Origin of the sequence: Sphingobium yanoikuyae (assembly GCF_013001025.1) — a bacterium.
In the GTDB taxonomy this organism is placed as follows: Bacteria; Pseudomonadota; Alphaproteobacteria; order Sphingomonadales; family Sphingomonadaceae; genus Sphingobium; species Sphingobium yanoikuyae_A.
Map to the genome: position 1 here is coordinate 91,573 of NZ_CP053022.1, position 24,583 is coordinate 116,155.

General features: G+C 59.8%; 21 protein-coding genes and 5 pseudogenes. 15 read left to right on the top strand and 11 right to left on the bottom strand.

Annotation, left to right across the window (positions count from 1 at the left end; all coding sequences use genetic code 11):
- Positions 1 to 338 precede the first annotated feature (338 nt).
- Entirely contained in the window at positions 339 to 3,182 is a 2,844-nt protein-coding gene (locus HH800_RS25655) for a tyrosine-type recombinase/integrase (RefSeq protein ID WP_162181992.1), read from the bottom strand.
- Positions 3,183 to 3,184: 2 nt separating this feature from the next.
- Complete coding sequence (locus tag HH800_RS25660) at positions 3,185 to 4,105, bottom strand: hypothetical protein (RefSeq protein ID WP_169863451.1); 921 nt, start codon at positions 4,103 to 4,105, stop codon at positions 3,185 to 3,187.
- A 494-nt stretch (positions 4,106 to 4,599) separates the two neighbouring features.
- Between HH800_RS25660 and HH800_RS25665 the strand changes: the two are divergent.
- Positions 4,600 to 5,344: pseudogene (locus HH800_RS25665) on the top strand (IS5 family transposase).
- Positions 5,345 to 5,412: 68 nt separating this feature from the next.
- Here the strand turns inward: HH800_RS25665 and HH800_RS25670 are convergent.
- Positions 5,413 to 6,348, bottom strand: a complete 936-nt coding sequence (locus HH800_RS25670) for a LysR substrate-binding domain-containing protein (RefSeq protein ID WP_017503039.1) — start codon at positions 6,346 to 6,348, stop codon at positions 5,413 to 5,415.
- Positions 6,349 to 6,461: 113 nt separating this feature from the next.
- Between HH800_RS25670 and HH800_RS25675 the strand changes: the two genes are divergently transcribed.
- The 8 genes from HH800_RS25675 to HH800_RS25710 all read left to right on the top strand — a co-directional run bounded on the left by HH800_RS25675 (position 6,462) and on the right by HH800_RS25710 (position 11,534).
- Entirely contained in the window at positions 6,462 to 7,256 is a 795-nt protein-coding gene (locus HH800_RS25675; protein WP_026109583.1) for a type 1 glutamine amidotransferase domain-containing protein, read from the top strand.
- Between the two features lie 71 nt (positions 7,257 to 7,327).
- Positions 7,328 to 7,624: a putative quinol monooxygenase gene (locus tag HH800_RS25680; protein WP_026109582.1), complete on the top strand. Its 297-nt coding sequence runs from the start codon at positions 7,328 to 7,330 to the stop codon at positions 7,622 to 7,624.
- Between the two features lie 10 nt (positions 7,625 to 7,634).
- Entirely contained in the window at positions 7,635 to 7,811 is a 177-nt protein-coding gene (locus tag HH800_RS25685; protein WP_017503036.1) for a hypothetical protein, read from the top strand.
- Positions 7,812 to 7,829: 18 nt separating this feature from the next.
- A complete protein-coding gene (locus HH800_RS25690) occupies positions 7,830 to 8,570 on the top strand; it encodes an SDR family oxidoreductase (protein ID WP_169863452.1) in 741 nt (246 codons plus the stop codon).
- A gap of 110 nt (positions 8,571 to 8,680) precedes the next feature.
- Entirely contained in the window at positions 8,681 to 8,974 is a 294-nt protein-coding gene (locus HH800_RS25695) for a putative quinol monooxygenase (RefSeq protein WP_017503034.1), read from the top strand.
- Positions 8,975 to 9,084: 110 nt separating this feature from the next.
- Complete coding sequence (locus HH800_RS25700) at positions 9,085 to 9,495, top strand: GlcG/HbpS family heme-binding protein (RefSeq protein ID WP_169863453.1); 411 nt, start codon at positions 9,085 to 9,087, stop codon at positions 9,493 to 9,495.
- A 298-nt stretch (positions 9,496 to 9,793) separates the two neighbouring features.
- Complete coding sequence (locus tag HH800_RS25705) at positions 9,794 to 10,933, top strand: glutathione-independent formaldehyde dehydrogenase (RefSeq protein WP_026109581.1); 1,140 nt, start codon at positions 9,794 to 9,796, stop codon at positions 10,931 to 10,933.
- Between the two features lie 31 nt (positions 10,934 to 10,964).
- Complete coding sequence (locus HH800_RS25710) at positions 10,965 to 11,534, top strand: type 1 glutamine amidotransferase domain-containing protein (RefSeq protein ID WP_026109580.1); 570 nt, start codon at positions 10,965 to 10,967, stop codon at positions 11,532 to 11,534.
- Between the two features lie 256 nt (positions 11,535 to 11,790).
- Here HH800_RS25710 and HH800_RS25715 read toward each other — a convergent pair whose 3' ends face one another.
- Entirely contained in the window at positions 11,791 to 14,382 is a 2,592-nt protein-coding gene (locus HH800_RS25715) for an excinuclease ABC subunit UvrA (protein ID WP_037522566.1), read from the bottom strand.
- Positions 14,383 to 15,020: 638 nt separating this feature from the next.
- Between HH800_RS25715 and HH800_RS25720 the strand changes: the two genes are divergently transcribed.
- The 3 genes from HH800_RS25720 (at position 15,021) to HH800_RS25730 (ending at position 17,259) form a co-directional block, all read left to right on the top strand.
- Positions 15,021 to 15,641 (top strand): DUF6088 family protein, encoded by a 621-nt coding sequence (locus tag HH800_RS25720; RefSeq protein ID WP_017503542.1) that lies wholly within the window; start codon positions 15,021 to 15,023, stop codon positions 15,639 to 15,641.
- A 113-nt stretch (positions 15,642 to 15,754) separates the two neighbouring features.
- Complete coding sequence (locus HH800_RS25725) at positions 15,755 to 15,988, top strand: helix-turn-helix transcriptional regulator (protein WP_017503541.1); 234 nt, start codon at positions 15,755 to 15,757, stop codon at positions 15,986 to 15,988.
- Positions 15,985 to 17,259, top strand: coding sequence for a type II toxin-antitoxin system HipA family toxin (locus HH800_RS25730; protein ID WP_026109697.1), 1,275 nt, complete (start codon positions 15,985 to 15,987; stop codon positions 17,257 to 17,259). The genes HH800_RS25725 and HH800_RS25730 overlap by 4 nt, the downstream gene beginning before the upstream one ends.
- A gap of 76 nt (positions 17,260 to 17,335) precedes the next feature.
- Here HH800_RS25730 and HH800_RS25735 read toward each other — a convergent pair whose 3' ends face one another.
- Positions 17,336 to 18,172: a hypothetical protein gene (locus HH800_RS25735; RefSeq protein ID WP_155276517.1), complete on the bottom strand. Its 837-nt coding sequence runs from the start codon at positions 18,170 to 18,172 to the stop codon at positions 17,336 to 17,338.
- A gap of 91 nt (positions 18,173 to 18,263) precedes the next feature.
- Positions 18,264 to 18,530 (bottom strand): annotated as a pseudogene (locus tag HH800_RS25740) (MIT C-terminal domain-containing protein); the annotation flags it as partial.
- Between the two features lie 127 nt (positions 18,531 to 18,657).
- Here HH800_RS25740 and istA point away from each other — a divergent pair.
- Together istA and istB are read left to right on the top strand one after the other, a co-directional pair.
- A complete protein-coding gene (gene istA / locus HH800_RS25745) occupies positions 18,658 to 20,181 on the top strand; it encodes an IS21 family transposase (protein ID WP_169863454.1) in 1,524 nt (507 codons plus the stop codon).
- A complete protein-coding gene (gene istB, locus HH800_RS25750; RefSeq protein ID WP_169863455.1) occupies positions 20,171 to 20,977 on the top strand; it encodes an IS21-like element helper ATPase IstB in 807 nt (268 codons plus the stop codon). The genes istA and istB overlap by 11 nt, the downstream gene beginning before the upstream one ends.
- A 59-nt stretch (positions 20,978 to 21,036) precedes the next feature.
- On the opposite strand, the pseudogene HH800_RS25755 reads toward istB, so the two are convergent.
- The 5 genes and pseudogenes from HH800_RS25755 to HH800_RS25770 all read right to left on the bottom strand — a co-directional run.
- A pseudogene (locus HH800_RS25755) lies at positions 21,037 to 21,243 on the bottom strand (WYL domain-containing protein); the annotation flags it as partial.
- 142 nt (positions 21,244 to 21,385) lie between these two features.
- Positions 21,386 to 21,835 (bottom strand): annotated as a pseudogene (locus HH800_RS25760) (ATP-binding protein); the annotation flags it as partial.
- Positions 21,774 to 22,022, bottom strand: coding sequence for a hypothetical protein (locus tag HH800_RS29200; protein WP_235682150.1), 249 nt, complete (start codon positions 22,020 to 22,022; stop codon positions 21,774 to 21,776). The gene HH800_RS29200 and the pseudogene HH800_RS25760, both read right to left, overlap by 62 nt.
- Positions 22,023 to 22,140: 118 nt before the next feature.
- Positions 22,141 to 22,353: pseudogene (locus HH800_RS29205) on the bottom strand (DNA repair exonuclease); the annotation flags it as partial.
- Positions 22,352 to 23,548 (bottom strand): TM0106 family RecB-like putative nuclease, encoded by a 1,197-nt coding sequence (locus tag HH800_RS25770; protein WP_328805881.1) that lies wholly within the window; start codon positions 23,546 to 23,548, stop codon positions 22,352 to 22,354. The gene HH800_RS25770 and the pseudogene HH800_RS29205, both read right to left, overlap by 2 nt.
- Before the next feature lie 32 nt (positions 23,549 to 23,580).
- Here HH800_RS25770 and HH800_RS25775 point away from each other — a divergent pair, with 32 nt between their 5' ends.
- A complete protein-coding gene (locus HH800_RS25775) occupies positions 23,581 to 24,564 on the top strand; it encodes a helix-turn-helix transcriptional regulator (protein WP_017503349.1) in 984 nt (327 codons plus the stop codon).
- Positions 24,565 to 24,583: the final 19 nt, after the last annotated feature.

The following is a 24,583-nucleotide window of genomic DNA, read 5'->3' on the forward strand; positions in this document are numbered from 1 at the left end:
TCCCGCGGACCTGCAATCCGTCCCTGCAGCCGGGGGCTGTTCGGTTATCCGAACTACATGTGTTCGCGAAACGGGCATGGTTGCACCGACATTGTATTGGACTCGGCCACTATTGCGGAGAGTATGCCGCGTACCTACAAGACTTGGCACGTGCTGTTCGAGGCCGGCCAACCCTTGGCGCTGGCGGCCATTTCTTCCGCTGAGGAATTCGTATTTGTAGCCGGCAACTTTGGTATGGTTTAACTGATCAGCAAATCATCGGCGCTCGGACATAGGAACCAAAATAACTCCAAATCATATCGGATAGGCATAAGATTGCTACCAGGTACCATATGATTTCAGCCGACCTCCTGCATGGCCCTTCCATTCATTTCCCTGAACAGTTTGACGATCAATGCTAGGCGACGCTGGCTAGTAGGGCGGGCCAGGGCATCGGCCGCCAGTTGCTCAGCGCGGACGTGGATAGCCAAAAGAACAATCGCCAATTTGAACGCGCGATCATCCTGTAGGCTTTTACGTTCTTTCTGTTCTAGCCTGACCGCAAGCGACCCGCGCCACCGGCTGCGCCCCTTCAATGGCGGAATGACATCCCGGCTTTTCAGAAAAAGATGCAATGTGGCCGAATTGCGCATTGGATAAAGTTTGCATGTGTGGCGCAGATGAATGTCCGCCTCCTTAAAGCCCATGGCCTTCAACAGCAGATTGACGAAAATTTCTCCGTCTTTCAGGTTCCGGAAAAGGAATTCATTACTCCTTGTATTTTGCAACATCGCTGTGAGCGCTGTCTCCAGTACTCGAGCCTCACGCGCGCCCACCTTTCGACTGAGGCTCAGGCGGCTCTCCAGCGCCTTCAGATAGGCGGGATCTTTCGTCAGTGGGGAAAGCAGCAGCTGCCCTTTCTTGCCTTGCCAGAATCCAACTGGCAGAAGACTGTTGCTGGCCCTCCTCCAATAGACATGCTTGCCATTGCCAGCCTGCGCGTTGCCCGAAAACAGATCAATCATGTTCCGAGCGGGAATGGCATGAGGCGCAAGCCAATCCCTTGCGCGCTTCTTGGACCTCGGCTTGTGTATAGCTTGAGGCGAGGTGGGCAGCTGCTTTTCCTCTGCTGTGAATGTCGCGGGCCTACCGAAATTTTCCGGCAACGGCCTTGCCGATCGCGAGGTAAAATCAACGGCTAGAGACTTGCTGGCCTTCTTAAGCGCCGATTGCAGCAAAGATATCTCAGCCCTTTTGGCGTCCATCTGAGGCGTGTAGGATAGAAGCTGCGATGCAGTCGGGCGACAGGGCAATGGAGGGCATTGCAGTGCGTCGGACCTTTTCAGCCGACCCTTTCGCTTGCGCCATGCGTCCGGTTTGACTTTGGTCAATTCCTGCAGCAATTCAGGCTCAAGCACATCGAAGGAAGAAGGGCGGGCGCAATAGAGGCCCAGCAACCAATCCAGTAGATGGATATATGAACGCAATGTCATGTCTGGTCCGCTATGACCCATAACCTGGCTGACTGCGTGTAGGGCGCTGGCTCCGAGTCTTTCCGCACCTAGCAAGCGCTGCGCGACCCGTTCCCTGCGCTGCTGCGAAATCACGCTGGTCAGTCGGCGCGGCACGGGCGGTTCGGCCATATCGACCGGCAACATCAGCGTCGCCAGCAAATAGGACGCGAAGCTGTGGCGTAAATGACCGTGCTCCAATTCACGGGCAGAAGCCCTTTTCAAGGCATCGTTGATCGCGCTGCTCGCGAAGGCGGAATTCGGAGCAGTTGCACTATCGGCTGTACCGAACAGCCACCCGTCGCGCCCTTCGATCGTTTTGGTCCGTTGCGCTTTAAGAAAGCGCTGCAGTCGCGCCAGTTCTTCAGATTCGAGCAGTATGTCGAGGGGAATGATTCGTCGACTTCCCGGTGTTTTCAGAACCCGTTCTTCATTTTTTTCCACGAAGAGTTCTAAACGATCGCCCGCACTGGCAAAATCGCCGCAACGCAGTCCAACGGCCTCTGTCAGACGGAGGCCGGTGCGAAAAAGCAATATAACGACAAGGGCAATCTGCTCCTGTTTGGTTCTATCGAGTAGGCGGATGAGTCGATCATATTCTTCGGGCAACAGAAGATCGGCGGAAATAGGGTCTTCCAACCGATATTCGTCCAGTCCGAAATCGATCGGTTCTGAACCACGGCAATTATACAGGAAGCGCCCGAATGACTGAAATGCATTTATGCACTTATTACGGTGCTGATGACGCTTTTCATTTGCTAGAAAGGATTTTACATATTCTTCAAGAGTGAGCCATGGGATGGTCAAGGGGTTGAATTCATGATGCCAGCCTATAAACATTGATACTAGGCAATCAAAATAACCTCTTACCGTAGATATTGAATAACCTTTTCCGTTTCGACCGCGTTCGCTCCGAATTGCATATTTGCACCAATCTACAAGCGTGTTTTGCAATTTAAATTTGTCGTTGCCAATCAGTGATATATTTGACAAATTATTTAGTACTATTCTTTTTATTTTAGATTTCTTTAGATTTACGCCACTTTTGAAAATTGATCGGGTAGGATTAAGTGCATCAGATGCGGCCAGAATAAGCGGATCCAGAATTATATTGTATTTCTTTTCATTTTTCCGCTTATCCTGCACCGGTTTTAGGACTTCGCCAGGCACCACATCACCATGGATGATGCGAAACCAGCTTTCATGGCTGACGGACACGCCGGGGGCACGGCCCTGCGCGTGGGCCAAAAGCAATCCGGGTAGGTGCATTCGCCAGGCTCTGCCGGCGTCTTCAACCAGTAGCTGACCGCGGCGCCCATCTTTATCTATTTCTGTTCGTCCGTACGCAGCAAAGCATTCCTCCGGGGTCGCCTCAGCCGGTAGCCGATGCCCATCTCTCCTCCACTGCACGATCAGCATGGCGGTGACAGGATCGGCAAACCATCGGGCCGAATGGCCATCCAACTCCATATCGATCGACAGCATGCTACCCTGGACCAGAACCCAGCGATCAACTCCCTGCATCCATGAAGGCCAGAGCAGCGCGTTATGCAATCCGCCGCGCTGGACGGCCGAAGTTAGCATTTTTCCCATAAGATAGAGCGGCGAACGCACATCAATTGCGGATTCCTGTACCTCAACGGCATGCAAATCGTCATCTTCATATGCCAGGTCGAAGTCTGCCAGCACCATTGTCACAGCGTGGCGATCGCGAGATTGGCGGCACGCGGAATCCATCCGGCTGCCTGAAGGACAGGATCAAGCGTACGGGCGAGATCGGCCCGATACACCGCCGGGTCGAGCGCACTGAACATGTCCCAACTGCCGCTGTCCAGCGGCCCATGGCCGTAAAAGGCATGAATGGTTTCAGTACTGCATTGTCCGACGAGCTTCGTCCGCAACCAGTGACGGCCTGCATTTTTCCTTAAGTGCTGCACGGCCATGGCCTGACCGATTGCGTTTGTTACCTTGATTGGCTCTGCCGTGAGCAACTCGCGATCGAACGATTTTGAACGGTGGCGTTTCAACCGGAAAAGCGGAAGATCGCGTTGTTCCCTGATCTGGCCAACCTGTCGTGCCGTCTCTTCTGGAAGCATATCTTCGAGACACTTTACATGCTCGTCATAGAGGCGCAGTTGCTCCATGGCTGTGTCACAGAGCCAGACCAATCTCTGGGTTTCCGTTCCCCTGACATTTTTGTCTGTGAGCGAGTAGAAGCGCGTGTTGTCATCGACGTCCTTTGACGCCGGCAAGGATCCTGTAATTCCGCGATGGGCAAGAGCAAAGGCCAGCAAGCCTACGCTGTAACGGGTCATGGCCTGATGGAGCATCTCGATAGGCCGCGGCGCCGCTTCCAGACCCTCGGCCAGAGAGCGCACCAGATCACCAACGGTCTCATCCGTGGGCGTAAAGCGTCCACCGATATGTGTAGCGGCCACGGTTGCGGGTAAAGTGACAGGGGGTAGGGTGTCGATCCCGTTGATGGAGGAACGATAATGGCGGGCCAGCCTGTCCTGCGAAAGGGCCCCGTAGGCGCTTGAGGCTTCGGCCATGCTGGGAATGATTCCGGTGATGGCGGCCGTTAGCACCATGTCGCCGCCTGCTGCTTCGTTCATTGTAGCGGGCAGCCACCGAGTGAGGGACGCCGTTGTCGCCGCTGCGTCGCGCGCTTTGCGCCCGGTCTGCGGATCGTGGCGCTCAAGCCAGTGCATCATAGTCTCGACCAGCAGGTCCTGTTCATCGGGTTCGCCTGCAACTTGTCGTCCGTATCTGCCGACCTCCCAATGGGTGAACAGGGGCTGGGCAAATCTATCGGGCGCGCATTGGAGACGCTGGACGGCCGACTTAGGGGGCAGGTGAATAAGAAGGGAGCATTCCTCACTGCCGGCACGATCTGTCGGAAACCATGCCGGACGTCGTCTATCCCCGCCCCGTCAGCCCCACGGTCCCTACCGGGGGTGGTACAGCTCTCTCCCTCTGCCCCACCCTTCGGCACCAAACGCTAGCGAAACGGCAGTCAGAGCGCTGCCGAATTCCGAGAGATGGCATGATGGCCTGCACTGCTGCCTGGCGTTGGTGTTGGCTTTGCGGATCGACAAGCACGAAGGACATGAGCGACCTGTTTTGGCTAACGGATGAGCAGATGGAGCGGCTGCGGCCGTTCTTTCTGAAGAGCCACGGCAAATCTCGAGTGGATGACCGGCGGGTGCTGAGCGGCATCGTATTCGTCAACCGCAACGGGCTGCGCTGGCGCGACGCCCCTGGCGTGTACGGCCCGCACAACCGCTGGAAGCGCTGGGGTGAGGCACGCGTGTTCACGCGCATCATAGAAGGTCCGGCTGCGGTGGGCGCCAAACCCAAAACGGTGATGATCGACGCGACCTACCTGAAGGCGCACCGCACGGCATCGAGCCTACGGGTAAAAAGGGGGATCTCGACCGCCTGATCGGACGCACGAAAGGCGGCATGAACACCAAGCTCCATGCCGTCGCCGACGCGAACGGTCGCCCTTGAGCTTCTTCATGACCGCCGGTCAGGTCAGCGACTACACCGGTGCGGCCGCGCTGCTGGACGACCTGCCAAAAGCGCAGTGGCTGCTCGGCGACCGCGGCTACGATGCCGACTGGTTCAGGGACGCTCTTCAGGCCAAGGGCATCGAGCCTTGCATCCCAAGCCGCAGGTCGCGCAACGAGCCCGTCCGATACGATAAGCGCCGCTATCGGCGCCGCAGCCGCATCGAGATCATGTTCGGCCGCCTCAAAGACTGGCGCCGCGTCGCCACCCGCTACGATCGCTGCCCTACGGTCTTCTTCTCCGCCATCGCCCACGCCGCCACCGTCATCTTCTGGCTGTGATCAACGCGTCCTGACCCTAAGGAATGTTTGTGAAATTCAACCGGCGTCGCCCGGCCGAATGAAGTCCATCACGTTGGCGACGTCATGGCTGTTGCTGCCGTCTTGTCCTTGAAGTCGATGATGACTTCGCCGATCAGCGCCCGTAGCCAGCGGTGGGCGGGATCGTGGCGGTAACGGACGTGCCAGGCCATCTCGACGGGAAAGCTGCCGAGGTCGACCGGGGCGGGCAGGACCTTCAGCCGGGGGTCGTGCATCAACTGTCGGCAGATGAGCGTGGGCAGGGTGGCGCAATAGTCGGTCACCGCTACCATCTCGGCTGCCGCGAAGAAGTTGGTCACGGAGATCGCGACGTCGCGCTTCAGCTGTTGCTGCGCCAGCGCCTGAAACAAACCGGCGCGCATCCGTCCGGGCGGCACGATGTTGACATGCTTCATCGTCTCGAACTGCTCGCGCGTCATGACATCGCCGACGCCCGGATGGTCGGTACGGACGGCGCAGGCGAGCCCTTCGTCCATCAGGTGCTGGACGACGAGGTTATCGGGCGGATCGACGATGCGGCCCAGCACGAGCGCCGTCGTGCCCGACACGACGCCTGTTTCCACAAGATCGTTCCCGTAGGGCGTCAGACGAAGCTTTATGCCGGGGGCGACCTTCTCCAGGCGCGCCACGATAGCGGGGACGAGGACGAACTCGACATAGCCGTTCGGCGCGATCGTGAAGAGCCGTTCGGCCTTTACGGGGTCGAAGGCCTGCTGACCGAGGACCGCATTGTCGAGCTGCGCAAGTGCCTCGGCGATCAGCGGTGAGAGTTCAAGCGCGATCGGGGTCGGCTGGATGCCGTAGCGCTCGCGGACGAACAGTTGGTCCTGAAGCATCAGTCGTAGACGCGATAGGGCATTAGACAGGGCGGGCTGCGTCATGCCCATGCGCTCGGCAGCCCGCGTGACGCTGCGCTCCTCCATCAACGCGACGAAGATCGGCAGCAGGTTCAGATCGTAGCGCATGCAGTCATCCTGTCAGACGTATATCTGACATTAGAAATATAAACTTCTAGAATATATCAACGAGGCCCATTTCCCATCCATCGGCGACGGGCGCCGCGAACATGGAGGTTGAGATGAGCAAGGGTCAGGTTCTCGTTCTTGGATCGAATGCGACACGGCTCGGTCTGCGTAGCGGCAGTACCGCAACGGTCGGTCAGTATCTCAACGAGACGGCAGTCCCCGCGCTGGCACTGCTCGACGCCGGCTATGATATTGTTCTCGCTACGCCCAACGGGACCAAGCCGCACATCGACGCCGGCTCCGACACGAAGGACCACTTCGGCGGTGATGAGGCGGCATACCAGCGCGCCAAGGACTTCTTCGCCAGCCACCCGGCCATGAACGACGTCCGCACGCTGAAATCGGTCGTCGACGAGGGTCTGGACGGCTTCGTTGGCGTGTTCGTGCCGGGAGGTCACGCGCCCATTGTCGATCTGATGCAGGACCGCGATGCGGGCACGATCCTCCGTCACTTCCACGCGACGGCCAAGCCGACCGCGCTCCTCTGCCACGGACCGGTGGTCGTTGTCTCCGCGCTCGACGATGCTCCGGCCTTCCGCAAGGCGCTGGAGGAAGGCGATGACGCCGGGGCGGCCGACCTGGCGCGAGACTGGATCTACGCGGGTTACCGCATGACAGTCTTTTCGGCGAGCGAGGAAAAGATCGCCGAGGAGCAAGTGCTGAAGGGCGAACTCTACTTCGACATGGAAAAGGCGCTGCGGTCGGCCGGTGGCGACGTCTCTGTCACCGACAAGAACTTCGCTTCGAATGTCGTCGTGGACCGGGAGCTGATCACGGGTCAGAATCCGGCGTCGGACCAAGCCATGGCCGACGCTTTGATCGAAGCCCTCGATCGCGCCGCTGCGTGAGTACCAGGATGACGGGCGGGGCGCTCAGGATGCGCCCCGCTTCGCATAGAACCATTATGAGGAACGGTACCATGACCTCCAACGTGAAGATCGTCGCCGTCTTAACCGCCCGTGCGGATACCGTCGACCGCCTGCGCGCTCTGCTCGACGCCATGCTAAAGCCGAGCCGTGCCGAGCCGGGCAATTTGCGCTACGATCTCTGGCAGGACCAGAGCGATCCGAACCGCTTCGTCCTCGACGAGCTGTACGCGGACGCGGATGCGGTTACCGCCCACCGCGCGACGCCCCACTTCCAAAACTACCTCTCTCAGATCGGCGATCTGGCTGAGCGCGGCGCGTTCGTCCTCAACCCCGTCTCCGCGACCTAGGGGTGCTGCCATGGGCAACCTTAAAGAATGGGTGGGGTCGGCGCTGCTGGCACAACCGTTCTACATAGAGGAGCTGCGGATGATCGGCCTGTTGGCACCTGCGCTTCGCCTGGGCCTTATGGGCCTCGTTCATCCACGCGGCTACCGCTGGCGCGGGGCCGCGACCCAGCGAAAAATCAACATTTGAAGTGAAGGAAACACAATCATGACCAAAGGTATCGAAGGCAAGGTTGTTCTCATCACCGGCGGCAGCACCGGCATCGGCGCGGAAACCGCGCGGCTTCTCGCCGAACGCGGTGCGAAGGTCGCCATCGCCGCACGGCGCAAGGACAAGCTCGACGACGTCGTCGCGCAGATCGCCGAGAACGGCGGAACGGCACGCGCCTATGCGCTCGACGTCACCGACAAGTCGGCGGTCCAGTCCGTCGTCGCCGCGATCGTCGCCGACTTCGGCCGTCTCGACGTACTGATCAACAACGCCGGTCTGATGCCGATCCGTCCGATGGCCGAGGTCAACACCGACGAGTGGGACCAGATGATCGACGTCAATCTGAAGGGCACGCTCTACGGCATCGCTGCGGCCCTTCCCGGCTTTCTCGAGCAGGGCAGCGGTCACATCATCAACTTGAGCTCGGTTGCGGGCATCAAGGTCTTCGCACCGGGCGGCACGGTCTATTCCGGCACCAAGTTCGCCGTCAGCGCGATCAGCGAGGGCTTGCGCCATGAGGTGGGGGAAAAGGTCCGGGTCACGTCAATCGAGCCTGGAGCTGTCGAAAGCGATTTGAAGTTCACGACCTCTGGCGCGGCTGCCAAGACGGTGCTGGACTTCTACAAACAGGCCATCCCGGCGGCATCGGTGGCGCGTGCTATCGCGTTCGCTGTCGAACAACCTGATGACGTCGACGTCAACGCGATCGTCATCCGGCCGACCGCACAGCAATTCTGATTTCGACCAGGAGGCGGGGCCGCCTGTGCTCCGCCTCATGGGGAACGACCGGCCCGCTCGTCCGTTACTTTGCCGAATAACATCTGCCCGTTTCACTTGGGGAGTCATTTATGCCCAAACTTGCCCTGTATGTACCACTGAAGGCCAAGCCCGGAAAAGAGCGTGATGTCGCCAATTTCCTGACCTCGGCATTGCCGCTCGTTCAAGCTGAGGCGGGCACTCTGACCTGGTATGCGATCGAGGAAGGTCCCGGTGCGTACGCGATCTTCGATACGTTCGACACAGAGGAGGATCGGCAGGCCCATCTCGACGGCAAGGTTGCTGCCGCATTGATGGACAAGGCAGACGAACTGTTTTCCGAACCGCCGCAGATTCACAAGTTCACCTTGCTGGCCGCGAAATAGCGGAAGCAGTCGGCACCCTAGCGCGTCGCTCTCATCGCCCGCGTGGGGGAAACACGGGCGCGGCGGCGTGCGTCGAGCGGTTTTCCCCGGACTGGCCACGGAGACACGCCATGCACTCCATCCAGACGCTCGACGCGCGGACGATCATCGATGCGGGGATCGCGGAGACCGAACGGATTGGCAACCCGACGAACATCGCGGTGGTGGACGCGAGCGGCTGCCTCCTGGCGTTCGCGCGGATGGACGATGCGTGGCGCGGCAGCGTCGACATCGCGATCGGCAAGGCGTGGACGGCGCGCGCGTTCGACGTCGAGACCAAGGCGCTGGCGAAGCTCGCCCAGCCGGGCGCCGACCTCTACGGCATCCATGCCTACAACGGCGGCAAGGTGATGATCTTCGCCTGTGGCATGCCGATCAAGGAGGGCGAGACGGTGATCGGCGCGGTGGGCGTGTCGGGCGGCACCGGCAAGCAGGACGAGAGCATGGCCGAGGCAGCGGCGCAGGCGTTCGCGCGCGGCTGAGCCTTGGAGCGCGGCGCCGCTCAGTCGGCGGCGGCGCTCGGGCGCCGGGCGTGCCTCCCGCGCGGCGCGGGTCGCCTCCATTTAGCGCGTTATTCGGCTGTTCTGGCCCAGTTATTCAGAAAACCGCAATAAATCGATCCTGGGACGGCCATACGGGTAGGAACCTCTCAGATGGCAGAAGGTTCAGGAAACTGAGATCACTTGGAAGGGTGCGATGTCGTCCGCCGTTGCGATGGACCGGATCACCAAGCTGTCGATTTGATAACGCGTTGAGAAGAGCTGCGAAAGGAAAAGATCCGTGAAAGCTGTCGTGTACAACGGGCCCAAAGATGTTTCTGTCAGCACCATCGATGATCCCAAGATCGAAAAGCAGACCGATGTTATCATCCGGCTGACCACGACCAATATCTGCGGGTCGGACCTTCACATGTATGAGGGCCGTACCAGCTTCGAGAAGGGCAGGGTCTTCGGTCACGAAAACCTTGGCGAGGTCATCGAAGTCGGCTCTGCGGTAGATCGTATCAAGAAGGGCGATCGCGTGTGCATGCCGTTCAATGTCGGTTGCGGTTTCTGCGAAAATTGCGAACGCGGTTTGACGGGTTTCTGCCTCACCACCAACCCTGGAACCGCCGGCGCAGCGTATGGCTTTGCCGAGATGGGTCCGTGGCAAGGTGGTCAGGCCGAGTTGATGCGCGTTCCTTATGCGGACTTCAATTGTCTGAAACTGCCTGAGGACGCTGAGGAGAAGGAGGATGACTATGTCATGCTCTCCGACATCTTCCCCACCGGTTGGCATGGCGTCGAACTGTCGGGTTTCCTGCCTGGCGAAAGCATCGCGATCTACGGCGCCGGTCCGGTCGGTTTGATGGCCGCGCACTCAGCCGAGATCCGCGGTGCCTCTCAGATCTTCGTGGTCGATTCTCACGATGACCGCCTGAAACTGGCCAAGGCGATGGGCGCTATTCCGATCGACATGCGCAAGGGCGATCCCGCCCAGCAGATCCTTGACGCGACCAGCGGCCTCGGGACCGACCGCGGGGTCGAGGCGGTCGGGTATCAGTGTTGCGATCGCCACGGCAAGGAGCGCAGCAACTACACGATGAACTGCCTCGTCAAAAGCACGAAGGCCACCGGCGGAATCGGCGTCGTCGGCGTGTTCATTCCGGAAGACCCGAACGCGCCCGACGATCTCCAGAAGGAAGGCAAGATGGCGTTCGACTTCGGCAACTTCTGGTTCAAGGGCCAGAAGATCGGCACCGGCCAGTGCAATGTAAAGCACTACAACCGGCGACTGATGAAGCTTATCGAGCAAGGCCGGGCCAATCCTGCCCAAATCATCTCGCACCGACTGCCGCTTGATCAGGCACCAGACGCCTACAAGCATTTTGACGAGCGCGACGCTGGCTGGACGAAGGTCGTGCTCAAGCCGGGCACCTGACCTTAGTCTTCGACGGAATAGGAAATAAATTATGACTTTGGAAGGCAAATCCATTGCCATTCTGATCGCACCCCGTGGGACGGAAGAACCAGAATTCTCGAAGCCCAAGCAAGCTGTCGAGGACGCTGGTGGCAAAGTGACCGTGGTCAGTTTTGAACCGGGCAAGGCTCGCACAGTCAATGGCGATCTTGACGAGGGCGCCAGCTATACTATCGACAAGACGTTTTCCGAGGTGAAAGCCGACGATTTTGACGGACTTGTTGTGCCCGGAGGGACTGTCGGTGCCGACAAGCTGCGCGGCAACGTCGAGGCAATTGCTTTCATCCGGGCTTTCTTCGATCAGAAAAAACCTGTTGCGGCTATATGCCATGCACCTTGGACATTGATCGAGGCGGGCGTGCTTGAGGGTCGCACCTTGACGTCCTACCCGACGCTGAAGGTCGATATCGAGAACGCCGGCGGTGCATGGACCAATGAGGAAGTCGTGGTCGACAACGGCCTTGTTACCAGCCGCGATCCCAATGATTTGCCCGCCTTCTGCGCCAAACTCGTTGAGGAAATCGCAGAAGATGTCGGCGCAGCGCCCGCAGCAGGGAATTAAGGCGGGGCGTTTCGACGAACCATGTGAGGGCCCTCTCCCTGGAGAAGGTCCGCACAAAGCAAGCGTGGCGGATGGCCAGCGATTGGCCGTCCGCCACGCCGCGTATCACACGAACACGGCGCACCTGACGGGCACCCAAACCCTAAGCCGCGCCAACCGCGGTGACACATCGCCGGCTCCCACTTCCAGATTCGACCCAACCCAACGTGTGATTGAGATGCACCTGATCGAACGTGCGTTCGGCCAGATTTACGACCTACAGCGCCGCCTTGAGATAGCGGGCGGTGAGACTGCCTTCCGCTTCCGCAACGACGCCAGGGACGCCGCTGGCAACGATACGGCCCCCATCTTCCCCGGCCCCCGGTCCCAGGTCGATGATCCAGTCCGCCTGTGTGATGGCGCGCATGTCATGTTCGACGACTACGACGGTATTGCCGGCTTCTACGAGGCCCCGCAGGTGTCGCATCAGCCGGTCGCCATCGGAGGGGTGAAGTCCCGAAGTTGGCTCGTCGAGGATGTAGATCGTGTTGCCGCGTTGAGCGCGTTGCAGTTCAGTCGCCAGCTTGATGCGCTGCGCCTCCCCGCCAGACAGCTCGGTCGCCGGCTGACCGAGCCTCAGATAACCAAGACCGATCTCCCGCAACACGTCGAGGGAGCGCATCACAGATGCCTCGCCAGCGAAGAAATCGCACGCATCGTCGACCGTCAGTTCGAGCACCTGGGCGATATTGCGCCCGTTCCATTCGACTTCGAGCGTTTGCGGGTTGTAGCGAGAGCCATGACAGGTCGAGCACGGGGCAAAAACGCTCGGCAGGAACAGCAGCTCCACCATGACGTATCCCTCGCCCTCGCACACAGGGCAGCGGCCTTGCGCGACGTTGAACGAGAACCTTCCCGGGCTGTAGTGCCGCCGGCGGGCGAGCGGCGTATCAGCGAAGATCCGTCGCACATGGTCGAACATGCCGCTGTAGGTGGATAGGTTCGAGCGCGGCGTGCGGCCGATCGGCTTCTGATCGACCCGCACCAGCCTGCGAACATGCTCCATGCCTGCGACAATGCGTCCTTCAGTGTCGTTCTGCGCAACATCGAGCAGCGGATCGATATCCTCCTCCTCGGCCACGGGGGAGCCGCCGAGGTGTTCCGTGACGAGCTCGGGCAGCGCCTGACTGACAAGACTGGATTTGCCCGATCCCGAAACGCCGGTGACAGCGGTGAAGCAGCCGATGGGAAACTCGACGTCGAGACCATGGAGATTGTTCCGCCTGATCCCTTCCAGGCGTAGCCATGCCTTGGCATCGCGCGGTGTGTGCTCACTGCGGAGCGGCTCTGCGAACAGGTAGCGGCGGGTGATCGAAGTCTCGACGTTGGCAAGCCCCTCTATCGGCCCGCTGTAGAGGACTTCACCGCCCTTTTCCCCGGCTCCTGGCCCGACATCGACGAGCCATTCCGCGCGGCGGATCACGTCGAGATCATGTTCGACGACGAACAGGGAGTTGCCCGCAGCCTTGAGACGCTCGAGGATGGTGAGCAAGGCTTCGCCATCTGCCGGGTGCAACCCTGCCGAAGGTTCGTCAAGCACATAGACCACGCCGAAAAGCTGTGACGACAATTGCGTGGCAAGCCGCAAGCGCTGCAGCTCTCCGGAGGAAAGCGTCGGCGTGCTGCGGTCGAGCGAAATGTAGCCAAGGCCAAGATCGATCAGCGGCTCTAGCCGCTCGATCAATTCGCTGGCAAGGCGTTGGGCGGCGATCCGCTTCTCGTCGGAGAGATTGGGCGTGCGGCGTACGTCGGGCGCGCTCTTGTGCGCCGAACCTCCTGCCGCGACCCGCCGTTCGACCGCCGCATCGCGGGCCGCCTTGCCGAGGACATGGCTCTTCGGGACCGCCGCGGCGCCCCCATATTCGCCATGCGCGACTGGCGTGAGCAAGTCCCGGAGTTTCAACACCGTCAGATCGCCGAACTCGGCGATGTCGAGGCCCGCGAACTTTACGGACAGGGCTTCGCGCTTCAGGCGCTTGCCGTCGCAGGTCGGGCAATCGCGTCCGATGATGTATTGCGAGACGCGCTTCTTCATCAGCGCGCTTTTCGTGTTGGCGAAGGTTTCCAGCACATAGCGGCGCGCGCCGGTGAAGGTGCCCTGATAGCTCGGTTCCATGCGGCGCTTCAGCGCCACGCGGGTCTGTTCGGGCGTCAGGCCCGCATAGACCGGCACCGTCGGCGCCTCGTCGGTAAAGAGAATCCAGTCGCGATCCTTCTTCGGCAGATCGCGCCACGGCGTGTCGACGTTATAGCCGAGCGACACGAGGATATCGCGCAGATTCTGGCCATGCCATGCCGCCGGCCAAGCGGCGACTGCGCGTTCCCGGATCGTCAGCGTGTCGTCGGGCACCATCGTTTCTTCGGTCGCGTCATAGACGCGCCCGATGCCGTGACAGGTCGGGCAGGCGCCGGCGACCGTGTTGGGGGAGAAATCCTCCGCATAGAGCATGGGCTGATGGCGCGGATATTCGCCGACGCGCGAATAAAGCATTCGCACCAGGCTAGAGAGCGTCGTCACGCTGCCGACCGAGGATCGCGCGTTGGCCGAGCCGCGCTGCTGCTGCAAGGCGACCGCAGGCGGCAAACCGTCGATCGCGTCGACCTCCGGCACGCCGGCCTGGTCGATCAGGCGACGGGCATAAGGCGCAACCGATTCCAGATAACGCCGCTGGGCTTCGGCATAAAGGGTGCCGAACGCGAGCGATGACTTGCCCGAGCCCGATATGCCGGTGAACACCACGAAGGCGTTGCGCGGCACATCGACGTCAACATTTTTGAGGTTATTCTGGCGTGCGCCGCGAATCTGCACGCAAGCGGGCGGCCCCGTATGCCCATGATCGGTGGCCGGCGTCGTCGCGTGAATATCCTTGCTCTTCAATTCAGTCTTCTGCCTTATACGCCCGTGCGGTCAGTGGTTCATCACAGTCGGGTAACAGATGAATGCATTTCCGACTCAATACATCCAACGGCCAGGCTGGCCCGATGTTCGGCACCTTTGAAATATTTTTCCAGCATTAGACAAAGATTACGACAAAACCATTTTTCCCGTTGGGTCTCGCGACGAGGCCACAGACACTCCGCTGGTAAGCGCCTGGGACAGGCGGCCCTGCACGCACCGGTGAGGCCGGCGACCAAGCGCTTTCCGGCGAAATTGCGGTCTTCCTGGCGGCTATGCCGCCGGCGGTTTCTCGACGTCTCGCGCTGGCCCGTGAGATGATGCAGGGGCGGCAAGCGACACATCCGGCGCGCGAACTGGAGGGTGGAGCTGGTCCCGAGCGGCCACCGCCCGAGCGTGGGCGGGAGCGCTGATTCGCATGGGCGGCTGATCTTGCTAAGGGATGCTCCCACTACCATGTGCTGGAATGTCTTGGAAAATCGAGGGAATTGGCGCTTTCTGTGGTCATAACTTGTTAGAAAAAACGATGCTATTATCTAACAGATAGGAGCATGGACATGTCTGCGGTGGCTGATCGGATTATGAAGCGTGTGCGCGGCAAGGGCCGTGGCTGGGTGTTTACGCCCAAGCAGTTCGTCGACTTCGGTACCCGCGGCTCGGTCGACATGGCGCTGTCGCGTCTCGCGCATGCCGGCGACATCCGTCGGATCGGCCGCGGTCTCTACGATTATCCCCGCCAGCATGACAAGCTTGGTGCCCTGAGCCCGGATCCCTGGCAGGTGGCCCAAGCGCTCTCCGCGCAGAGCGGCGATGCGCTCGCCCCGTCGGGAGCGGCGGCGGCCAATAGCCTTGGCTTCTCGACACAGGTGCCCACCCGGGTAAGTTACGCCACCAGCGGCCGCACCCGCACCGTCAGGGCTGGTGGCTGCCGCGTCACCTTGAGGCACAGCCGCGCGCCGGTGCTCGATGCGCCGGATTCTGTGAATGCAATCGTCCAGGCGCTCGCGCATCTCGGAAAAGGCAATATCGGCGCGGATGCGGTCGGGCGTATCGCCGCGCGGCTCGATGATGCCGGTACGCGTGCGCTCGTCGCGGCCCGCCCGGCTATGCCGGGCTGGATGGGTGACGTCGTCCTGAAGATTCAGGCAACGCACGATGAACTTTCCCGATAGGGAAATTTCTGGCATTTCACGCATAACGTCGCTTAAAATACCCCGTTCGGGAAAATTATAACTTGAAATCGTCTGGTCGATCTTATATTTCCCGCTCGGGAAAGTGAGGTCATATGCTCGATATGACGATGATCGGCCAGATTGTTCGCGACGAGCGCAAGGAAATGGGGCTGCGCCAGGACGAATTGGCGGCGGCCAGCGGAGTAGGCTTGCGCTTCATCGTCGAACTTGAGCGCGGCAAGGCAACGGCACAGATTGGCAAGGTGATTACGGTTCTTGCGGCTTTAGGCTGCGAGCTTCAGATCCGTCGTCCTGACGGGATCGTGATCGCGGGACAGCCAACGTGACCGCCGACATTCTTGAGCGACTTGTCGTTTGGTCTGATCAGCGGATCGCCGGTGAACTTTCCATCGACCGTGGCGGCGCAATGCATTTCATCTATGCCGACGATTGGTTAGCCGATCCAGCGGCAGGCCCGCTTTCGCACGCGCTTCCAAAGCAAGCAGAGCCATTCGGCGATGCGTTATGTAAAGCCGTCTTTGGTGGACTCCTGCCCGAAGAGGGGCAACGAACAGCCATCGCGCGGGCCCTCGGAGTATCGCCTGACAATCCCTTTCGATTGTTGGCTGCGCTCGGCGGTGATGTTGCAGGCGCGCTCGCCTTTTTGCCCGAAGGGGAGAAACCGCCGCTGCCTCCTGAAGGTGAGCTGCCCCCTGCGCTGGATGATGCCGAGCTTGCGGTTTTAATCGGTCGCCTGCCGCGCGTACCGATGCTGGCCGGGCAAGGGGGCGCTCGGCTCAGCTTGGCTGGCGCCCAGGGCAAGCTCCCCGTCGTGCTGGCCGAGGGGCGGGTGGCCGTGCCGCGCGTAGGTGAGCCATCTACACACCTCATCAAGCCAGAGCCAGATCGCTTTCCAGGCCTTGCCGCCAATGAAGGCTTCTGCCTGGCACTGGCGCGCGCGGTGGGTCTCGATGCTGCCATGGCAGAGTGGCGAGAGGTCGCTGATAAACCCTATCTGCTGGTCACTCGTTACGATCGTCTGGATCGCGATGGTCATACGATCCGGTTGCATCAGGAGGATTTTGCGCAGGCGCAGGGCGTGCCGTCCAACCGCAAATATGCCAGCGAAGGCGGGCCAACCTTCCGCGATTGCTTCGCGTTGGCGCGCCAGGCGACCACCCGGCCGGCACGCGAGGTGCTGAAGCTTGCCGACGCGGCAATCTTCAATGTGATCATCGGCAACGCTGACGCCCATGCGAAAAATTATAGTCTCGTTCGGCAGAGCAAGGGCGAGGTCGTGCTCGCACCGCTGTACGATCTGGTTGCAACCCACATGTGGCCAGAGCTGTCAGCGAAGCTCGCCATGCGTTTCGGCCGTGCCGCTACGCTGGAGGAAATAAATGCCGGAAGCTTTGTGCGCTTTGCTGGCGATACGGGACTGGCTCTACCGTTTCTTCGTCGCCGCGTGGCGGCGCTCGCGGGCCGGGTCCGAGAGGTCATTTCAGGTGGCGTCACCGTGCCAGGGCTAGATGGCACCGCTCGCCTCGGTGAACTCCCGTCAATTGTTCTCGACCGTGCTGCTCGGTTGGCACTGAAGGCAGAACTGCATGGTAATTAAGATTATGATATTAAACGATAAAAACTGATAATATTTCTTATGTTAAATGTCACCCATGACTTAATTTGATGCGTTTTCACACTCTAAGAATGCCAAAGCTGACGCTATCGCTTGGAGATATTTCGTAACTTACGTAAATGGCGTCATCACCATTGGCGCTTTCTCGCAAAGGAGGTGTGCCATCTTCAAGTACGAAAAGCACCGGTGGCGCTGAGAATGGGTAAGGGCTGGAGTCGTTCATCATACCGAATGCACGAATCTGGAAAGTGTATCTCCGCTCGTCTGCATCGATCAATGCAAGTAGTTTTTGGGCCGCATCCAGCACAGATGATGGTAGATCGAGCGATCTGTTGCCTAGTAGCTCCTCGACATAGTAGCTGAGATCGCCTGCTCCATAATCTAGAAAAGGTTGGTCAAAACCCGAAATGGCGTGACCTGGTAGCCAAAAGGGAGTTTCTCTCGCAGGATCAATGTCTAACAATCGCCTATGGTAATCCTTAGGCTGTTGGGACGGTACGGGTGTGATGTCTGCTCCAGCGACCGCTACTGACGGTACCAGGCGCACGATTGCGCCACGATCCCAAGCCCAGATCTGAAGCCACTCCGTACCCAGGTTCACTCCCTTGAGAAGCCCGAGTTGCGGAAGATGTATTTGCAAAACGGGTTCTAGCCAGCGACCATCTTCCGCTGGCCAAGGAAAATCGACAGAGGTAAAAAGTGGTCCGGCCAATATCGCCCCGCGACGGTCGATTATGTCTTGCGCTTCGATCAGAACCGGCCAAGCCAAATTGATTCGCTCACAATGTTGGAAGATCGCCCGCACAGTTTCATGTCGGTGGATTTTGTCAGAACTGTCGGACTGTATGACGCCCAATAGCTGCTCGATACCGTGGGCTATGCCGGTGTCTATCACGTGCTTTAGTTTCGCCCTAAGCATATTACGAACTCACTATCGTTCCCGCTGAATAGGCCACTCAAGGCGGAATATTAAGCGCGGGCGCAAATCAATCAGCCTTTGAGGTTCTCAGATAGATAACCTCGAAGGCCTTCACTGATCTGAACTGCTGAAGCCTGTTAGCAAAGCTGAAGGCGTCGTTGAGCTCATACTGCTGAAAAATATCCAACCCCCTATCGAGAGCGATTTTCCATCCGGTATCGGTCACTATGTGGCGGGCATGGATGGTGTTGGTTTGGTCAAACTCCCATGTGAAACTGATCCCGATACCTTCGCAAGACTGCGCTATTGCCCCAAGGTTCTCTGCCTGTTTTTCCGGACGAATGCTGTCTGTTGATTTCCACTGAGAAGTGACCCGGGTAGGGCATAAATTTCCACTGAGAATTGACCCATGTTGAACTCGTCCCTGGCTTTGACAAGCGAGGGTATATGGAGTGTTGGACATGGCGTTATTGAGCGTTATCCGGCGCTGGCATTTTCGCGATCATCTACCGATCCGGGAGATAGCGCGGCGCACCGGACTATCACGCAACACGATCCGCAAATATTTGCGGTCCGAGACGATCGATCCGCGTTTCAATGTGCCTGATCGACCAAGCAAACTGGACCCATTTGCTGAGCATCTGGCGGCCTGGCTGCGGCGCGAGATGGGTCGATCGCGCAAGCAGAAGCGCACGATCAAGCAGTTTCACGCCGATCTGGTGAGCCTGGGTTATGAAGGATCCTACAACCGGGTTGCCGCTTTTGCTCGGGACTGGCGCGAAGATTATCGGCGCCAGCAACAGATTGGCGGGCGTGGGACATTCGTGCCCCTGTCGTTCGCGCCGGGGGAAGCTTTCCAGTTTGATTGGAGTGAGGACTGGGCAATCATTGCCGGGGTTCGGACCAAGCTGCAGGTCGCGCATTTCAAGCTCAGTTACAGCCGGGCATTCATCGTGCGCGCCTACCTTCTGCAAACCCATGAGATGCTGTTCGACGCCCATAATCACGCCTTCCGCGTACTGGGCGGCGTGCCGCGCCGGGGTATCTATGACAATATGCGCACGGCCGTCGACAAGGTCGGGCGTGGCAAGGAACGCACCGTCAACGCGCGCTTCCTGACGATGGTCAGCCATTATCTGTTTGAAGCCGAGTTCTGTAACCCGGCTGCGGGATGGGAAAAGGGGCAGGTCGAGAAGAATGTCCAGGATGCGCGGCACCGTCTGTGGCAACCCACGCCGCAGGCCGAGAGCCTTGATGAGTTGAACCTGTGGCTGGAGGAGCGCTGCAAGGCGTTATGGGAGGACATCCCTCACGGGATCGAACCTGGGTCGGTTGCCAATGCCTGGGCCGATGAATCTGAGTGTCTGATGGTTGCGGGCAGGCCCTTCGATGGTTTTGTGGAATATCGCAAACGGGTATCGCCGACCTGCCTCATCCACTTTGAGCGCAATCGCTACAGCGTACCGGCCTCTTTCGCCAATCGCACTGTCAGCCTGCGCGTCTATCCTGATCGCTTCCAGGTCGTCGCCGAGGGGCAGCCAATCTGCGCACATCAGCGCATCATCAACCGCTCTCACGACGGTCCAGGTCATACGGTTTATGACTGGCGCCATTATCTGGCGGTCGTGCAGCGCAAACCCGGCGCCCTGCGCAACGGAGCGCCCTTCCTTGAGCTACCCGATGCGTTCCAGCGTCTGCAGCGACATCTGTTGCGCAATCCCGGCGGCGACAGGGAAATGGTCGAAATACTGGCGCTGGTTCTTCATCATGATGAGCAACTGGTGCTGACGGCGGTCACCATGGCGCTGGAGGCTGGCGTTCCGACCAAGACCCATATCCTCAATCTGCTCTATAGGCTGGTCGACGGAAAACCGATCTCCACGCCGCCGGTGACGGCGCCCCAGGCGCTCAAACTGGTCAGCGAGCCGATGGCCAATGTCGAACGCTATGATGATCTGCGCAAGGAGAAGCGTCATGCGTCATGACCCTGCCAGCGGCGCCATCGTCGTCATGCTCCGCAGCCTCAAGATGCATGGCATGGCGCAGGCCGTCACCGATCTCATGGAACAGGGATCTCCAGCCTTCGAAGCCGCCATCCCGATCCTCTCCCAGTTGCTCAAAGCCGAGACAGCAGAACGGGAGGTTCGGTCTGTGGCCTATCAGCTCAAGATCGCGCGCTTCCCTGTCTATCGCGATCTGGCCGGCTTCGACTTTACCAGTAGCGAGGTCAATGAAGCTCTAGTGCGTCAGTTGCATCGCTGCGACTTCATCGACATCGCCGACAATATCGTGCTGGTCGGCGGTCCTGGCACCGGCAAGAGCCATGTGGCAACGGCGCTGGGCATCCAGGCCATCGAACATCATCGAAAGCGCGTCCGCTTCTTCTCGACGGTCGAACTGGTCAATGCGCTCGAGCAGGAAAAAGCACAGGGCAAGGCCGGTCAGATCGCCAATCGCCTCCTGCACTCCGATCTCGTTATCCTGGATGAGCTTGGATATCTGCCGTTCAGTGCTTCAGGTGGCGCGCTGCTCTTCCATCTGCTGAGCAAACTCTACGAGCGCACCAGCGTCATCATCACCACAAACCTGAGCTTCAGCGAATGGGCCACCGTGTTCGGCGACGCCAAAATGACCACGGCGCTTCTCGATCGGCTTACCCATCACTGCCACATCCTGGAGACCGGCAACGATAGCTTCCGCTTCAAAAACAGCTCTGCCAAGCAGGCCAGAACCCAAAGGAGAAAACCACGAGTTGACCCACACATGACACCCGAAACATAATCCGCAGACGGGTCACTTCTCGATGGAAAACCCGGGTCACTTCTCAGTGGAAATCAACAGACATAGGTTCGCGCGCTCTTGTCGTAACTCATGTTGTCCGGTGCTAGGCCGAGATAGCGGTTCAGGTCCGTCGAGGCTTGATTGACCGACACGTTGAAGGTGTCGATGATATCCCCGCGATTGACGTAGCCTTCCCAAAAAAGCCTGAATTCGATGAACTCGAGCTTGCGCTCGACGCCCCATCTTAAATTCAGTTTCTCGTCCACGGTTAGTCCCCTGTCTGGGAATCAATTTCTAGACCCACCCAGAAAGTTGACTCTCAAATCGTCTAACTGGGAATGGAGTCAGCAGCAACCCTTGTTGCCGGCGTATCGGACGCCACCAATGCCCTGATAGCGCTGAGGCTTTTCAAATCTGCACACGCGTGGCATCGAGATGCCGAAATGCTCGGTCCCGGCAGGTGAGCAGGATCACCTGCATACGCTGAGAGGCTTCCTCCAGGATTTCCGTCATCAGATCGAGCCGGCCGTCGTCGGAATAGACCAGCGGATCGTCGAGGATCAGCGAAACCGGCATGCCCTGCTCCAGCAGCATGTCGGCAAAGGCGAGGCGGGTCAGCACCGCCAGCTGCTCCTGCGTCCCTTTTGAGAGCGTGCCGCAGGCTTCGCTCAGACCTGATCGCGTGACCGAGGCCAGGCCGAGCTCTTCATCGAAGCTGAGGTCGGCCCCGGGAAACAGGCGCTCGACATGGACGCGGGCGCGTTGGGCCACCGGGCCAACGAAGGTTCGGGATGCCTCAGCGCGCGCCTCGTCCAGTACGTCCTTGAGCATTTTGACCGTGGCGGCCTCTTCGTCGACCGCGCGCGGCCGACTGAAAGTTATCGAGCGGGAGCTGGCGGACGAGACCGAGCAAGAACAGCGCGCCGGTCTTGTTCAGTCTCTGGAGATCGCCAGGGCTGCCGCGCAGATCCTGGAGACCCGCAAAGCCGAGCATGGGAATTTCTCTGCAAACCTCGATCGTCTCGACGATCTGCAATCGCAGCATGAGGCGGCGAAGGAAGCGCTGGCGGCCGCTGGCGAATCTTTGACCGCAATCACCGCCGATCGCGATCAGCTTGCAGATCAGCTGGAAGCGGGACGCACGAAAGTCGCGGATGCAAAGGCAGGCCGATACGCAGCTTCGCGCCTGGCGTTTCCATGCTGTCGAACAGCTCGGTCGGATCGTCGAGATGGTGACGGTGGAGGAGCGGCGCAGGAAGCAGCCAGAGCCCTGCTTCCATCTCCTGCGCGACGGGCTCGGTGAGCAGGATGATATTGTCCGAGGCTTTGTGACGGACGCGGTCCCACAGTCCGCCGTTGCGGGCATAGTCGTGATTAATGATAGATGCGGGCCTCCGGATAAGCCGTGAGGCGATCACGAAAAAACGCAAGCAGCCGTTCGAGCGCTTGCGCTTCGGCGGCATGGTCATGAGCCCAGAAGGCATGGAAACTATCATCGGCCCACACGCCGTGCAGATATTCAAGGCCTCCCTCATAATGGGGGTCGCCCTCGATGTCGTAGAAGAGATCGCCCGCCTGCGGCCGAGGGAGCAGGTCAAAGCCTTTGCCTGGCTGTGCCGGACGCAACTCGAAGGCGGGTTCGCCGGTTTTGCGCGCGTGCTGCAGTCTGGCCTGGCCGACAAGCTTCTCCGCCGTCGCACTCGCAACGCCGCGCACCGGGCCGTCATGCCGAGCCAGCGCGGCCATGGTTTCGATGCCGGACGCCTCCAACTTCTTCACTTGGCCGCGTGTAACATTGGCAACCTGGAACAGGCTGTCCTGGCTGGTGAGGACGGCGTCGCAATGGTCGGCCCATCGGCACAGCGAACAATCCGCGCAGGGGATCGGCCGCGTTGGCTCAGGGGAAGCAACAAAGACCTCGAGCTTAGCCCGCGCACCGCGCGCATAATGGGCATAGTCGGCCAACCTCAGCGTCGCGCGCGTGCCATCTCCTAGCTGCACATGCGCGTGCTCAGGCATCACGCCCTGGATCTCCGCCAAAAGGTCGGAATAGAGCACGAGCTGCAGCACATGCTTGGGATGGGCTTTGCGCTTGAGCTTGGTGTCGGTCACTTCGTAGCTGAACGGCCCCAGCAATGATGGTCGCTCGACTCGCTCGAGAAAATCGGACCACCCACCCCAACGCTCGGCGAGAAAAGCCCCTTGAAAGATGATCTGCGAGCCTTGCGCCAAGGCCGCTCGCGTCTCGTCTGCATTCTGTGCAAGATCGCCACGCGCAATCTCGACTACCCCGTTGCCCGCGTCTTTCAGCTTCTCCAAATGGGCGGCCTCATGGGCATCGCCTTGTTTCTGAAGCAGGGCTGCATCCTCGGTATCTTCCCGGGGAGTGAGCGGCTCGCCGCGCATATAGGCAAGGTCGAGCGCTGTCGCATGCGCGCAGCCGACGAACCGCATCAGGTCCGTCGCTGAAAACAGGATGGTGTTCCCGATCGTCCTCACTTGGCCCCCTTGATTGCCCAACGCCACCCACGAGGGAATCACCTCGACAGGCGTTACCCTGATCCTTAGCATGCGAGGGTGTCAATCTGTGACATGGACATGCAATGACTTTCGCCAAGGCCAACGATCTTCTGCGCCTCGCTAAACTCGCCGCCTCGCGGCGTTTGGGTATCAGCCTTGAGGAGATCTCTCAGGAATTCGGCATTTCGCACCGCACGGCGCAGCGCATGACGAGCGCGCTGGAGGATAATTTCGCGAATGTCGTTGTTGTGGAAGATGATGATCGCCGCCGGCGCTGGCGCATCGAAAGTCCGATGCCCGAACGGCTGCAACCACGCCAAGAAAACACCATCGAGGCGCTGGAAATCGCCGCCCGCGCGGCCCGCGATGAGAACCGGCTTCGCCACGCCCGCGCCCTGGAAGATCTAAGAGACAGCCTGATCACGCGCCTCTCCCCACGTGATGCGCTGCGCTCCGAAGCCGATGCGGAAGCGGTGCTATCCGCTTTAGGCCAAGTGGCAAGGCCAGGCCCAAAAGTCGCGATGAGACCCGAGGTCACCGACGTTTTGATCGAGGCTCTGCGCGGACCGTTCAAGATGCGCATGGTCTATGGTGACACCGACGCGGAAACCCGGACTGTCGAGCCGCATGGGCTCTTGCTGGGCCTGCGCAGTTATCTCGTGGCGCGTCAGGCCGATAAAGACGAAAATCTGCGCCATTTCCGCTTGGACCGGGTTCACAGCGCTGAATGTCTCGATGAAAGCTTCCCGATCCAGTCTGGCTTTTCCTTGAACGACCATGCCGCTCAGGCTTTCGGCGCCTATCAGGATCCGGGCCAGTATGGTGAGGTCGTCTGGCGCTTCCTTCCCGAAGCCGCCGCTCGCGCGGCGGAGTTTCAATTCCATCCCCATCAGACCGCAGACCAACAGGCGGATGGCAGTCTAATCATCCGGTTCAAGGCCGCCGGCTGGTTGGAAATGGCTTGGCACCTCTATCAATGGGGCGATAAGGTCGAAGTGCTTGAACCGGCAGCGCTGAGGGCGCTGGTTCAAGATTATGCGCGTCCAGACTTTTCGGCCCTGCCTTGAGGTCGGTTCGAGCTAACAT